The organism is Reyranella sp. GW821-FHT14A01 (assembly GCF_058803965.1).
The window spans coordinates 312,510-325,822 of sequence record NZ_JBXAPM010000007.1 but is presented as its reverse complement, the minus strand read 5'-3'; the positions used below and the strand labels follow the sequence as shown (position 1 = coordinate 325,822).

The 13,313-nt window shown below is 67.5% G+C and carries 12 protein-coding genes; 5 read left to right on the top strand and 7 right to left on the bottom strand.

Annotated features, from left to right (window positions below):
* Positions 1 to 87: 87 nt before the first annotated feature.
* A complete protein-coding gene (gene budA, locus AC1ROX_RS14745) occupies positions 88 to 924 on the top strand; it encodes an acetolactate decarboxylase (RefSeq protein ID WP_493126691.1) in 837 nt (278 codons plus the stop codon).
* Between the two features lie 79 nt (positions 925 to 1,003).
* Entirely contained in the window at positions 1,004 to 1,936 is a 933-nt protein-coding gene (panE, locus tag AC1ROX_RS14740) for a 2-dehydropantoate 2-reductase (RefSeq protein WP_493126690.1), read from the top strand.
* A 36-nt stretch (positions 1,937 to 1,972) separates the two neighbouring features.
* Here the strand turns inward: panE and AC1ROX_RS14735 are convergent, their stop codons facing one another.
* On the bottom strand, positions 1,973 to 2,335 hold the full coding sequence (locus tag AC1ROX_RS14735) for a hypothetical protein (RefSeq protein WP_493126689.1): 363 nt from the start codon (positions 2,333 to 2,335) through the stop codon (positions 1,973 to 1,975).
* Positions 2,336 to 2,655: 320 nt separating this feature from the next.
* On the opposite strand from AC1ROX_RS14735, the gene AC1ROX_RS14730 reads away from it, so the two are divergent.
* Entirely contained in the window at positions 2,656 to 3,078 is a 423-nt protein-coding gene (locus AC1ROX_RS14730; RefSeq protein WP_493126688.1) for an ester cyclase, read from the top strand.
* A gap of 4 nt (positions 3,079 to 3,082) precedes the next feature.
* A complete protein-coding gene (locus AC1ROX_RS14725; RefSeq protein WP_493126687.1) occupies positions 3,083 to 3,667 on the top strand; it encodes a TetR/AcrR family transcriptional regulator in 585 nt (194 codons plus the stop codon).
* A gap of 86 nt (positions 3,668 to 3,753) precedes the next feature.
* Here AC1ROX_RS14725 and AC1ROX_RS14720 read toward each other — a convergent pair whose 3' ends face one another.
* Both AC1ROX_RS14720 and AC1ROX_RS14715 read right to left on the bottom strand, forming a co-directional pair.
* Complete coding sequence (locus tag AC1ROX_RS14720; RefSeq protein WP_493126686.1) at positions 3,754 to 5,349, bottom strand: MFS transporter; 1,596 nt, start codon at positions 5,347 to 5,349, stop codon at positions 3,754 to 3,756.
* A gap of 16 nt (positions 5,350 to 5,365) precedes the next feature.
* On the bottom strand, positions 5,366 to 6,460 hold the full coding sequence (locus tag AC1ROX_RS14715) for an HlyD family secretion protein (RefSeq protein WP_493126685.1): 1,095 nt from the start codon (positions 6,458 to 6,460) through the stop codon (positions 5,366 to 5,368).
* 64 nt (positions 6,461 to 6,524) lie between these two features.
* Here AC1ROX_RS14715 and AC1ROX_RS14710 point away from each other — a divergent pair, with 64 nt between their 5' ends.
* Positions 6,525 to 7,247, top strand: a complete 723-nt coding sequence (locus AC1ROX_RS14710) for a retropepsin-like aspartic protease family protein (protein ID WP_493126684.1) — start codon at positions 6,525 to 6,527, stop codon at positions 7,245 to 7,247.
* A 79-nt stretch (positions 7,248 to 7,326) separates the two neighbouring features.
* Here the strand turns inward: AC1ROX_RS14710 and AC1ROX_RS14705 are convergent, their stop codons facing one another.
* Genes AC1ROX_RS14705 through AC1ROX_RS14690 form a run of 4 tightly spaced genes read right to left on the bottom strand, consistent with a single transcriptional unit; the run spans position 7,327 to position 13,233 of the window.
* A complete protein-coding gene (locus AC1ROX_RS14705; RefSeq protein ID WP_493126683.1) occupies positions 7,327 to 8,289 on the bottom strand; it encodes a Bug family tripartite tricarboxylate transporter substrate binding protein in 963 nt (320 codons plus the stop codon).
* Positions 8,253 to 10,022, bottom strand: a complete 1,770-nt coding sequence (locus tag AC1ROX_RS14700; protein ID WP_493126682.1) for a hydantoinase B/oxoprolinase family protein — start codon at positions 10,020 to 10,022, stop codon at positions 8,253 to 8,255. The genes AC1ROX_RS14705 and AC1ROX_RS14700 overlap by 37 nt, the downstream gene beginning before the upstream one ends.
* On the bottom strand, positions 10,019 to 12,097 hold the full coding sequence (locus AC1ROX_RS14695) for a hydantoinase/oxoprolinase family protein (protein ID WP_493126681.1): 2,079 nt from the start codon (positions 12,095 to 12,097) through the stop codon (positions 10,019 to 10,021). The genes AC1ROX_RS14700 and AC1ROX_RS14695 overlap by 4 nt, the downstream gene beginning before the upstream one ends.
* Positions 12,094 to 13,233, bottom strand: coding sequence for a CaiB/BaiF CoA transferase family protein (locus AC1ROX_RS14690; RefSeq protein WP_493126680.1), 1,140 nt, complete (start codon positions 13,231 to 13,233; stop codon positions 12,094 to 12,096). The genes AC1ROX_RS14695 and AC1ROX_RS14690 overlap by 4 nt, the downstream gene beginning before the upstream one ends.
* Positions 13,234 to 13,313: the final 80 nt, after the last annotated feature.

The window sequence follows — 13,313 nt, the reverse complement described above, 5'->3', positions numbered from 1 at the left end:
TGTCGCTCCGCTCTCGATTCCAGGCTGCGTCCGGGCGATCATGCCCGGACGGGCAGCCCTTGTCGCCCGCGATGGAAGGATGGCGCAATGCCGAGGCTGACGGTCGAAGTGTATCAATCGCTGATGGATGCGCTGGTGGCGCATTGCGAGAAGACAGGCGAACCGCTGCGCCATTTCGTGTCGCGCGCGCTCTCCGATGCGCTGGGCCTCGACCATTCGACCCTGTTCCAGGTTTCGACCACGGGCGCGCTGGTGCAGGGTGTCTATAACAAGGCCGTTACAGTCGGCGGGCTCAGGCCGCACGGCGACTTCGGTCTCGGCACCTTCGAGGGGCTGGATGGCGAGATGGTCGTGCTCGACGGCAAGTTCTATCAGGCGCATGCCGACGGCAGCATCACCTTGCCGTCCGACAACGCCTCGGTGCCGTTCGCTACCCTCACCAACTTCAAGCCACAGCATCGCGGCAAGATCGCCGACATCGATTCCATGTCGTCGCTCATTGCCGCACTCGACAAGCTGCGCCGCTCGGACAATCTTTTCTTCGCCGCGCGCCTCGACGGTCACTTCGACGAGGTCTACTGGCGGGTCGCCTGCAAGGTTGAAGCGGGCGTGCATCTCGACAAGGCAACCGACGCGCAGGCCGAGTTCCGGCAGAAGGACGTCAAGGGAACGATGCTCGGCTTCTGGACGCCGGCCTATTCACGCACGATCGGCGTGGCGGGATGGCACCTGCATTTCCTGACCGAGGATCGCAAGAGCGGCGGCCATGTGCTGGGCGCCAAGGCGGCGTCGCTCGACGTGCAGGTCCACGACCTCGACAATCTCCACCTTGCGATCCCGGAAACGCGCGAGTTCCTGCACGCCGACCTGACGCAGGATCCGGCGGCCGCCCTCGAAAAGGCCGAGATGGCAAAGGATCGCTAGGCCAATACCGAGGAATTGTCGCGCGAAGCCCGGTCCCGGCTTCTCTATGGTCAAGCGCATCGAAGGTTGAGGAAAGAACATGCGCATTCTCGTGGTCGGCGCCGGGGCGATCGGCGGCTATTTCGGCGCTCGCCTGCTGGCGGCCGGGCGCGACGTCACCTTCCTGGTGCGACCGGGTCGGCAGGCCCAACTCGCCAAGACCGGCCTCGTGGTGAAGAGCAAGCTGGGTGATCTCGACCTGCCGCCGCCAGCCACGGTGACGGCCGACAAGATCGCCGGTCCCTACGACCTCGTCCTGCTGAGCTGCAAGGCCTTCGACCTCGACAATGCAATAGACTCAGTTGCACCGGCCGTTGGACCGAATACGGCGATCTTGCCGTTGCTGAACGGCATGAGCCATCTCGACTCCTTGGTGGCACGCTTCGGCGAAAGCGCCGTGCTGGGCGGCCAATGCGCCATCTCGCTGGTGCTCGATTCCGAGGGGCGCGTCCTGCACCTGAACGACGGCGGCACGATCTCCTTCGGCGAACGCGCCGGCCCGCGCACGCCGCGCATCGACGCCATCGCCGAGGCCTTTGCCGCCGCCAAGGTCCAGGGCGGTGCGAGCGACGCGATCCTCCAGGAGATGTGGGAGAAGTGGGTGTTCATCTCCACCGCCGCCGGCATCACCTGCCTGATGCGCGCGGCGGTGGGCGACATCGTGGCGGCAGGAGCGGCCGACCGGACCGTGGCCTTGTTCGACGAAATCTCGTCCATCGCCACCGCGCAAGGCTTCGCGCCGAGGCCGGCCTCGGTGCAGCGGGGCAAGGCCATGCTCACGGCGACCGGCTCGCCTTTCACCGCCTCCATGCTGCGCGATGTCGAGAGTGGCCGCGCTATCGAGGCCGACCACATGGTGGGCGACCTGCTGAAGCGCAGCGGCAAGGAGGACGGCTTCCCCGTACTACGGATGGCATACGCCCATCTCAAGGCTTATGAGGCCCGCCGGGCGCGCACTCAGATCAAGCCTTAGAAGCGACGCCGGCCGCTGGGCCGGCGCCCTCTTCGTTCAGGTCTTTGGCGTGGGCGGATTCGCCAGAATCTCGGCGCAGGCGCGGGCCACGTCGGAATCGGCATCCTTGGCGCCCGGCATCGTCGCGAAGCCGCTCTTGGCGATCAAGTTGCCGCGGTCCCAGGTGCTGGCCTTGCTGAGTTCGGCAGTCTTCGCGGTAGCGTCGGCCTGACCCTTGAAGCGGTCGACGCAGATCGGTGCCAGGGCGACAATGACGGCATCGCGGACGGCGGCCGCCGAGTCCTTGCGCGCCGTTCCGCCGGTGACCCAACCGCCCCAGGTGAAGCCGACGGCCATGGTGAGGACAGCGCCGCCGACGGCGCTCCAGATCAGGGTGGAGATGTTCTTTGGCATTTCCATGGGAAGTCCTTCCGGGGCCGTGCGGCCCCCGTCACGCAGCGCACGCAGGATTGCGCGGCCGGCGATCGACAGAACGAGGAAGCTCGGAAACGGGATCGGCAGCGTGGGCCGGTCCAGATGCGGTCGCCTCGGTACACGGGCGGGAGCACACGCATCTCTCAGCCATCGCAGGCCGACCGTTTGGTGGGCGATGGTGCTCAATCCGTACACGCTGCATGCGGAGGTGTCCAATAAGGCTAATGATATTTTCGTCTTGATTTGAGACAATTGTCTCATTAGAAGGCGCGTATCGCACAAATGCGCTTTTCAGGAGATGGATCATGGCGCTCAGCCCCGCAGAGATGGACAGCAAGATGGACGAGCATTTTACTTTCGAGGCACGCGACGACGTGCACGGCGTGCTGGCGACGCTCACCGCCGACGTCGAGCACGACATCGTCGGCTGGCCGACCGGCGCGACGCACGGCCGCGACAATGCCCGCGGCTTCTACGAGGCGCTGTTCAGTGACCTCAGCGATGGCAAGTTCGAGCATCTGCGCCGCCTGTACGGCCCCAATTTCATGGTCGACGATTCGGTGTGGCATGGAAGGGCGCCGGGCCGGCCGTTCGGCCTGGAGGGGCGGGACCGGCCGCTGAAGTTCCGCCTGCTGCACGTGATCGAGTTCGCCGACTCGGGCGACATCAAGCGCGAGAATGTCTGGGTCGACCTCGCCGCCATCCAGCAGCAGCTGCGGCAGCACTGATCCCGTGCGCCCCAACCAGAAGCGGCGGACCCGCAAGGACCTGCTGCAGGCCGCGGCGACCCTGATGAAACAGGGTCGCCGTCCCAGCCTCGACGAAGTCGCGGAGGAGGCGCTGGTCTCGCGCGCCACCGCCTACCGCTACTTCCCCTCGATCGAGGCGCTGCTGGCCGAGGCCTCGGCCGATATGGTGACGCCGGAACCCACGCAACTCTTCGCGGGTGACGAAGCCACCGACCCGGTGGCTCGGGTCGAGAAGGTCGACACGGCACTGCACGACATGGTGCTGGCGAATGAGTCCGCGTTGCGCCTGATGCTGGCCAATGCGCTGCAGCAGGGCACGCGCGGCGAACGCGATGCGGCGTTGCCGCTGCGCCAGAACCGTCGCACGCCGTTGATCGAGGCGGCGCTGGAACCTGCCCGCAAGCAGTTCAAGCCGTCGGGCTACGACATGCTCGGCAAGGCGCTGGCGCTGGTGATCGGGACCGAAGGGATGGTCGTCTGCAAGGACGTGCTGCAGCTTCCCGATGCCGAGGCCCGCAAGGTCAAGCGCTGGGCGATCCGGGCGCTGGTGGAGGCGGCGAAACGCTAGAGCGGGGGAGCACAAACGAAATAAACGAAATAACCGAAACAAATGAAACGAACAGGCCCCGGGAGCGATTCCCGGGATTTTGGGGGTCACACCGTTCCAGGCGGCAGCACGCGCGGCGGCGTCAGCGGATTGGGCGGCGGCGCCTTGAGCAGCAGCAGCAGCGGCAGGCTTATGGTCAGGACCCAGGCGACCAGCCAGAAGGCATCGATGTAGGCCTGCACATAGGCCTCGCGCCGGATCAGGGCGCCGATGGTGGACACGGCGGCCCCCGTCGAATTGGAGAGCCCCGCCCAGTGATCGCCCAGGAATTGCGACAGCAGCGCCGTGCGGTCTTCCGTCTCGGCATCACCGATGCCGATGTTGAGCCCGATCAGGTTCGAATGGAGCTGCTCCTGGACCCGCACATAGCTCTGCATGTAGGCGACGCCGATCTCGCTGCCCAGCAGCCGGCCCGACTGGATCATGCCGGCGATGGTGATCACCTGCGCCGGCGTGATGTTGGCGATGCCGAAGAAGATCAGCGACGTGATGCCGAGCGCCAGGCCCACGGCCTCGACGCCTTGCGACAGCATGAAGGTCTCGCCGATCCAGTCATGGGTGAGGCCGGTATTCATCCAGCTGCCGATCGCCATGATCCCGAGGCCCACCGCGAACACCAGGCGCGCTTCCAGATAGCGCAGGAGATACGCGATCAACGGAACCAGGACGATCTGCGGCAGGGCGATCCAGTTCAGCACCTCGCCGATCTGCAGGGAGCGCAGGCCCTGCACGCGCGTGAGATAATCGGGAACGAGAAAGCTCGTGGCCGAGGCGCCGAAGCCGTAGACCCCGATCATGATCGTCGGGACCCAGACGTTGGGCTGTGCGGCCACCTTGAAGTCGATCAGCGGCCGCTCGACGATCAGCTCGGCGACCACAAAGGCCACGAACATCAGGCCTGCCGCGACCAGGAGCCCGACGATCACGCCCGAGTTCAGCCAGTCCAGTCGGTTGCCCTGGTCGAGGGCGGCGTAGAGGAAGGCGAGGCTCGTGCCGCCCAGCACGATGCCGAACCAGTCACCGCGCCCCAATGCTGTGCGATCGACCGGCTGCCGGCCCATGCCGAGCCAGACCAGGATCAGCATGACCGGCGTGAGTACGATGTTCTGCCAGAACATCCAGGCCCACAGTCCGTGGTCGCCGTAGAAGGCCTCGAGCGACGAGGTGATGTTCTGCGAGAACACGAACCGGAATGCGTAGGCAGCCAGGCCCCAGCCCCAGAGCCGGGGCGGCAGTTCGCGCAGGATGAAGCCGATGGTCGCGGGGATGAAGCTTCCGACCGCGAGGCCGCGCACCAGCTGGATCAGCAGAAGCTCCGTCGGATCCTGCGTGAAGGGTGGCAGCAGGGACAGGACGCAGAAGACGCCACCCGACCACAGCAGCAACCGCCTCGGACCGAAGACGAGGGCGAACCAGGCGGCCGACATGCACACGACCATCTGCGAGGCCGCGAACACCGTGGAGAGCCACGAGCCTTCGTCGAAGCCGAGCGACAGTCCGCCGCGAATGTCGGCCAGACCCACCGAGGTGAGCCGCGTGTTGATCGTGGAGATGAAGGCGCCGATCAGCACGGCGGCGACGCCCAGCATCGGACGATGGGTGGCGCGAACTGCCGTGGGGGCCGGCGTCGAAGAAGCGATCACGGACACGGCAACCCGCTCACGGTGGCGTGGGGACCGGGTCCGTGAAGACGGTCGCCGTGACCGACATGCCCGGACGCAGGCGGCCGGCCAGGGGATGGTCCGACTTCAGCGCGATCTTCACGGGGATGCGCTGCACGACCTTGGTGAAGTTGCCGGTGGCGTTGTCGGGCGGCAGGAGGCTGAACTGCGAGCCGCTGGCCGGCGAGATGCTGTCGACGAAGCCTTCGATGACGGTGCCGGGAAAACTGTCGACGATGATGCTGGCGCGCTGGCCGGGCGCCATGCGGGTAAGCTGGGTTTCCTTGTAGTTCGCCAGCACCCAGACCGACTGCAGCGGCACGACCGAGATGACCTGGACACCGGGGCGGACATACTGGCCTGCGCGCACGCCGCGCTCGCTCACCATGCCGTCGATCGGCGCCGTGATCTTCGTGTAGCCGAGCTGGATCCTGGCCAGGTCGAGCGCGGCCTGTTTGCCCTTGAGATCGGCGCGGAGCTGCAGCTCCTGGGTATCGAGCACGCCCATCTGGCGCCGCTGGGTGTCGACCTCGGCCTTGTCGCGCGCCAGGTTGGCCGTCAGCCGCTTCTGGTCGGCGATCGCCTGTTCGAGGCGCTGCGGCGTGCCATAGGTAGTCTTCACCAGCGTGCGCTGCCGGTTGGCTTCGAGCTGCGTGCGCTCGACATCGGCCTCGGTGGCATGGGCCGCGCTCTCGGCCTGCACGATCTGAGCCTTCTGCTGGGCCTTGTGCGACTTGAGGTTCTCGATGGCGGCTTCGGCGCCGGCGACCGTCGCTTCGGCCTGCGCCACGCGCGCCTTGTAGTCCTCGTCGTCGATCTCGACCAGGAGATCGCCGGCCTTCACCCGCTGAAAGTCTGTGACGTAGACCTTGCGGACATAGCCCTCGATCTTGGCGCTGAGCGGCGTGATGTCGGCCTTGACGTAGGCATCGTCGGTGGTCTGCGCGACCCGGCCGGACACCCAGGAATCCCAGCGTGTCGCAAAGAGGACGGCGAGAACGGCGGCGATCACCACGATGCCCAGGGCCACGGGGAGGCCAAGCCAGCGTCGCGACGGTTTGGAAGGCGGGGGCGCGGCGGAAGGATCCGACATGGGGCTGTCTCCGGACATCGCCTATTCTAGTCCGGCGATGTTTGGTTCGGGAGACGGCGTGGCAATGAATACAAGAATCCTGTCCGCGGCATTTGCAGTGGCGCTGCTGTTCGCTGTTCCTGCCACATGGGCTCAGTCCAATGGCGACGCCGGACAGTTCATCGCCCAGTGGCAGGCAAGCAACGCGCTCTGTCGCAATACCGCGACGCCGGCGATCGAGGCGATCGGTGCCTGCGAGCAGCGCGACACCTATTCCAAGCTGCTGGCGGCCTCGAACTACTGCTACGGCCCCGGCGAGGGCGCGGCGCCGGCCGGCTGGACACCGTGTGGTGGCGATCCAGCGGCGGGCAAGCCCAGCGCCAAGGCACTGAAGGACGCGGCTCTGGCACGCGCCACCCAGCAATTCCAGAGGATGGGCGGCGTGTTCGTGCTGCCGGCTACGGTGAACGGCACCTCGACCGCATACTTCATCGTCGATTCGGGCGCCTCCAACGTCCAGATCCCCGAGGAACTGGCCGAGGAGATGAAGCGCAACGGCACGCTCACCGAAGCCGATTCGCTCGGCCAGCGGCGCTTTATCCTGGCCGACGGCACCGGTCTTCAGCAGCGCATCGTGCGCCTTCGCTCGATCAAGATCGGCGAGCGCACGATGGAAAACGTCATGGCCTCCGTCAGCCCGTCGCGCGGCCACGCCCTGCTGGGGCAGAGCTTCCTGCGCCGCCTCAGCTCGTGGAAAATCGACAACGTGAAGAACTCGATCGAGTTCGAGTTCACTGGGTCGTTTTAGCGAGGCCTCTCATTGGAGCGCGCCACTCTAGTGGCGCAATCATGATCATGAGGCGCCACTGGAGTGGCGCGCTCCATTGCTACGCTGGCGCCGGAATCTTCGCGTCCTTGATCACCTTGCGCCAGCGCACGGTTTCATCGGCCAGGCGCTTCGCATAGGCTTCGGAGGTGCCGCCGGTCGGGATGAAGCCGAGCGACATCAGCTTCTCGCGCACCGTCTCGGCCTTCAGCGCCGCATTCACCGCCGCGTTGAGCTGCTGGATGATTTCGGCCGGCGTGCCCGCCGTCGTCGCCACGCCGAAATAGACCGCGGCCTCGAGTTCAGGCGCGCCGAGTTCGCTGGCCACCGGCACATCGGGGATGTTGGCGACGCGGCTCTTGGCACCGCAGATCAGGCCGCGCATCGTGCCGGCGCGGATCTGCGCATCGACCGGCGTGGTCACGTCGACGAAGGCTGGCACGTGGCCGGCGACCGCGTCGCGCAGCGCCTCGGCGGCGGCCTTGTAGGGGATGTGCTGCAGCTTGCCGTTGGTCCGCGTGGCGATCACCTCGCCCCAGAGATGCGGCAGGCCGCCCGAACTCGAGGTCGAGTAATGCACGGGGCCGGGCTGCGCCTTCACCCATTCGATGAACTCGGCGAAGGTCTTGGCCGGGTTGTTGGCGTTGACCGCGAGCACGCAGGGAATGTCGGCGAGTTGCGCGACCGGCGCGAGGTCCTTCTGCGGATCGATCGGCATGGGCACGTCGAACGCCGGCTGCAGCGCTGCCGTGGTCGTCAGCACCATCAGGCTGGTGCCGTCGGGCTTGCTCTTGGCGACATTCACCATGCCGACCATCGTGCCGCCGCCGGGGCGGTTCTCGACCACGATCGTCTTGCCGGTGTCGGACGACATGCGCTCGGCCAGCACGCGGCCCGCCGTGTCGGTCGAGCCGCCGGGCCCGTAGGGCACGACGAGGCGGATCTGTCCGCTTTGCCCGAAGGCGAAGGAGGGGAGCGTAAGGGCGGCTACGGAGCCTGCGACGAAGGTGCGACGGTTGACCATGGTGTTTCTTCCCTGAGTTGATTTGTTCTTTTCTTGTCGACGCTTCTACCATCGGCGGCGATCACCACCGCATAGTCTTCTTCGGCGCGTGCCGCGCTCACGATCCCGTCGCGCACGTCGCGCAGCACCCGCTCCGGATCGCGCGTCTTCGGGTCGCCGTAGCCGCCCCCGCCGGGCGACAGCGCGCGATAGGTGGCGACGCCGTGACGCTCGACGCCGTACTTGGGCGCCTGGATGCGCTTCCCGTCGGCCAGGGTGAGGATCACCTCGCCGCCGGCACCGGCCCGGCCACCCGCGACGCCGAAGCTCGAGGGAGCGCCGGCACCCTCGCCACGAAAGGCATAATCGGCCGGGGTGAACAGCTCGACCTCGTAGTCGCAGCCGGCACCGCCACGGAAACGGCCGGTGCCCGCCGTGTCGCGGCGCAGCTCCTGGCGATGGAAGCGAGCCGGGTAGAGCTGCTCGTAGGTTTCGAGGTTGGGCAGGGTGAGGCCGCCCAGGGTGATGAGATGGCCGATCAGGTGGAAGCCGTCGCGGCCCTCGACGCCGCCGCCCGCCGGTGCGCCGGCCCACTGGTACATCACATAGCGTCCGCCACCTTCACGCAGCCCGGCCGTGACGGCATGCACCGCCTTCGACCAGCCGGCCGAGGCGCGCTCGGGCAGCGCCTGCGCCAGCGCCTTCCACATCGCGTGGATGATCTCGTGCGCCACGAACACCGTGTTCATGGTCATCGGCGCCGGCATGCGCGCGTTCACCAGAGTGCCCTCGGGCAGGCGGATCTCGACGCTGCGGAACGCGCCTTCGTTCTTCGGCAGGTCGGGCTCGAAGAACGAGGCCAGCGACATGAACACCGCCGAGGTCGAGTTGGCGATCGAGCTGTTCTTGAAGCCGCGCACCTGCGGCGAGGTGCCAGCGAAATCCACGACCAGCTTGCGGTCCTTTACCGTGATGGCGACGGCGATCTTCGCGTCGATCGGCTCGAAGCAATCGTTGTCGACCGGCTCCTCGCCCGTCCACACGCCCTGCTGCAGGCGGTCGATGCAGGTCTGGAAGCGGCGGTCGGCATGGTCGAGCACGCCCTCGAAGAATTCGTCGGCGCGGTCGACGCCCAGCTCCTCGACGAGCAGCGCGATCCGCTCGGCGCCGATGCGCGTCGAGCCGATCATGGCGCGCAGGTCGCCGTCGAGCGCCTCGGGCAGGCGCGTGTTCAGCATCAGCAGTCGCCACAGGTCGTCACGGACCTTGCCCGCCTCGATCAACTTGAGGACCGGCAGTCGGATGCCTTCATGGAATATCTCGGTGGCCGCTGAATTGTAGGTGCCCGCCGCCCCGCCGCCGATATCGGCCTGATGCGCACGATTGCAGGCGAAGGCGACGAGCTTGCCGCCCACGAACACCGGCCGCGTGATCACCCAGTCGGGCAGGTGGTTGCCGCCCGCCGTGTAGGGATCGTTCAGCAGGAACACGTCCTCGGGCGCGATGGCGTCCTTGAAGTCGCGCAGGATCGCGCGCACCGCGAAGCCGCCGCCGCCGGTATGGATCGGGATGCCGTCGGCCTGGCTGATCAGCGTGCCGCGCGCGTCGGCGATGAAGCAGGAGAAGTCGTGGCTCTGGCTGAAGATCGGCGACCGCGCCGTGCGCATCATCACCCAGCCCATCTGGTGCGAGATATGGTCGAGCCGGTTCTGCACCAGCGCGAGGGTGACGGGATCGAGAGTGGCAGTGCTCATGCGGCGGCTCCGACATGCACGAGGAAATCGTCGCGTTCGTCGACTTCGAGCAGGTCGTTGGGGCCGACGAAGGCCGTCGTCGTGCGCTCCTCGACCAGCAGCGGGCCGTTGAGGCGGCAGCCGGGACGCAGGTCGGCGCCGTCGTAGATCGGCACGTCGAGCCAGCCGGTCGCCGGATCGATCCACACCTTGCGCATCTCGCGCGGCCTGGGCGCATCGGTCTGGGCTGAGCGCGCAGCCGGCGGCGTCCAGTCGAGCCGGCCGCGACCCACGACGCGCAGCGCGGTGATGTCGATGCGACCGCCGGGCTGGATATGGCCGAACAGACGCTGGTGCTCGGCCTCGAATGCCTGGCGCGCCGCCGCGGCATCGAAGCCTGACGCGGAGAGTGGCGCGCGCACCGGCCATTGCTGGCCGTCGTAGCGCAGGTCGAGCTGGCGCTCGATCGCGACCTCGTCGGCGCCGAACCCGTCGCGGGCCAGCGCCTCGCGGGCGCGTGCTTCGAGCTGGGCGAAGCCTGCTTCGAGGGCTGAGGTCTCGACCTTGTCGAGGTCGGCGAGGAAGACCTGCAGGTAGTCCTGTCGCACGTCGGACTGCAGCATGCCCATGGCGCAGAAGGCGCCGGCGGCGCGCGGCAGCAGGGCGCGGCGGCTGCCCAGCGCGCGGGCGACATTGGTGCCGTGCATTGGGCCGGCGCCGCCCGCGGCAACGAGGGTGAAGGTCGCGGGATTGTGGCCGCGCTCGATGCTGAGCCGTTCGACGGCATGCAGCAGGTTCTGCTCCAGCAGGCGGATGACGCCTGCGGCCGCATCCTCGACCGAGAGGCCGAGCGGCTTGGCGAGCTTGGTCTCGATGGCCTTGCGCGCAAGGTTGGCGTCGAGCGTGACGGCGCCGCCGGCCAGTGGACCGGGGCGCAGGCGGCCCAGCACGAGCTGTGCGTCGGTGACGGTCGGGTTCTCGCCGCCCAGCCCGTAAGCCGCGGGACCGGGCCGTGCGCCGGCGCCCTGCGGGCCGGCATGCAGGAGCCCGGCATCGTCGACCCAGGCGACCGTGCCGCCGCCGGCGCCGACCGTGTGGATCTCCACCGAGGGCGTCGTGAGGTGATAGCCGTCGATGGTGAGTTCGTCGGTGACCGGCACGTCGCCGCGCGCCATCACCATCACGTCGCAACTCGTGCCGCCGATCTCCATCGAAATCAGGTTGGCCTTCTTCCCCGGCGCCGCGCAGCCCTTGAGCGCGCCGACGCCGGCCGCTGGGCCGGACAGGACCAGCATCACCGGCCGTGCCGCCACCTGGTCGACCGACACGGCGCCGCCGTTGCTCTGCAGGAGCAGCAGCGAACGCGGCAGGCCGAACTGGCGAAGCTGCTCGTCGAGCGCATGCAGGTAGCTCGTGACCTTGGGCGCGACATAGGCATTCACGACGGCCGTCGAGCCGCGCTCGTATTCGCCCATGGTCGGCATGACCTCGCTCGACAGCGAGACCCATTTGCCGTTCCAGCTCTTGGCGAGCTGGCCGCCCACGGCGCGTTCGTGCGCGCCATCGAGGAACGAGTTGAACAGGCAGACCGCGATCGACTCGACGCCTTCATCCGAGAAGACCTTCGCGGCGGCATCGACATCCTCAGGACTCAGAGGCGCGAGTTCCGCGCCGTCGGCCGCGATGCGGCCGCGCACCGGCAGGCGCAGGTAGCGCGGCACCAGGACCTGCGGGAAGGGCGCGCGATGGTCCCACTGGTTCTCGCGGATGCCGCGACGGATTTCGAGCGAATCACGGAAGCCCTGGGTCGTCAGCATGCCGACCTTGGCGCCCTTCTTTTCGAGGATCGTGTTGGTCGCCACCGTCGAGCCGTGCACGAACAGCGCGCAGTCGCGCAGCAGCGCCGTCAGCGTGATGTCGAGCTGCTTGGCCGCCAGACGCAGCACGCCCAGCACGCCTTCGCTGGGATCGGCCGGGACGGACGGCGATTTGAAGATGCGCACGGCGCCGGCGGCGTCGCGCAGCACCATGTCGGTGAAGGTGCCGCCCACGTCGACGCCGATGCGCCAGGGGGCGAGAAGGGCGGCTTCCGTCACTTCGGCAGGCTTCCCAGCACTTCGTCGGTATGCTCGCCGAGCGTTGGAGCGGAGCGTGGCGAGTGCGGTCGTACATGGTCGAACGCGATCGGCAGGCCGACCACCTTCGGCCCACCGGGCAGCTGCTGGATGAGCTTCGAGGCTTCCATCTGCTCGGTGCGCGCCAGCTCGCCGATATCGTTCACGGCGGCGCAGGGCACGCCGGCCTTCTCCATCAGTTCGAGCCATTCGGCGCGCGGCTTGGCCCTCAGCGCCTCGGCGATCATCGGCAGCAGCTCGGTCTTGTGGGCCACCCGCTGCGCGCTCTTGGCGAACTTCGGATCGGTGGCCCATTCCTCGCGGCCCAGCACCTTGGCGCAGCGTGCCCACAGCCGGTCGTTGCCGGGCGCCAGGCAGATCGGATGGTCGGCCGTGTCGAAGGTCTGGTAGGGCACGATCACCGGGCTGCCGGTACCGTGCCGCTTGGAGACCGTGCCGTTGGCGAGATAGCCGTTCACCTGACCCTCGACCCAATGCACCGCCGAGTCGAAAAGCGACGTGTCGACCAGGCAGCCCTTGCCGGTCTTGTCGCGCAGCCGCAGCGCTGCCAGCGCGCCGATGGTGCAGAACATGCCGGTCGCCTTGTCGTTGATCGAGGCGCCGCAGAAGGTCGGCGGATCCTCGGGCCGGCCGGTCACGCTCATCATGCCGCCATAAGCCTGCAGCAGCGGATCGAAGGCGGGTTTCATGCGCAGCGGGCCTTGGTAGCCGAAGGCCCAGATCGAGCAGTAGATCAGGCGCGGATGGCGCGCGAGCATGGTCTCGGGACCGATGCCGACCTCGTCGACGACGCCCGGCCGCAGGTTCTGGATCAGGATGTCGGCGGTCTCGCAAAGCTTGTGCAGTCTGTCGACGTCTTCCGCGAGCTTGAGGTCGAGCACGACCGAGCGCTTGTTGCGGTTCTGCGAGTAGAAGTAGAGCGAGGTCTTGCCGTCGGGGCCGAACGGAGGGCCCCAGATGCGGGCATCGTCGCCGCCATCAGGCTTCTCGATCTTGATGACATCGGCGCCCATGTCGGCCAGCAGCACACCGGCCAGCGGACCGGCCAGTGCCTGGCCCACTTCGATGACGCGAACTCCTTCGAGCGGTAATGTCACTTTGGTCCTCTTCCCGAGCCTGTGGCGTGTGTTACGTCGGCTGCATCCTAGCCGCCGCCGACCGTCACACGCTACTTTCA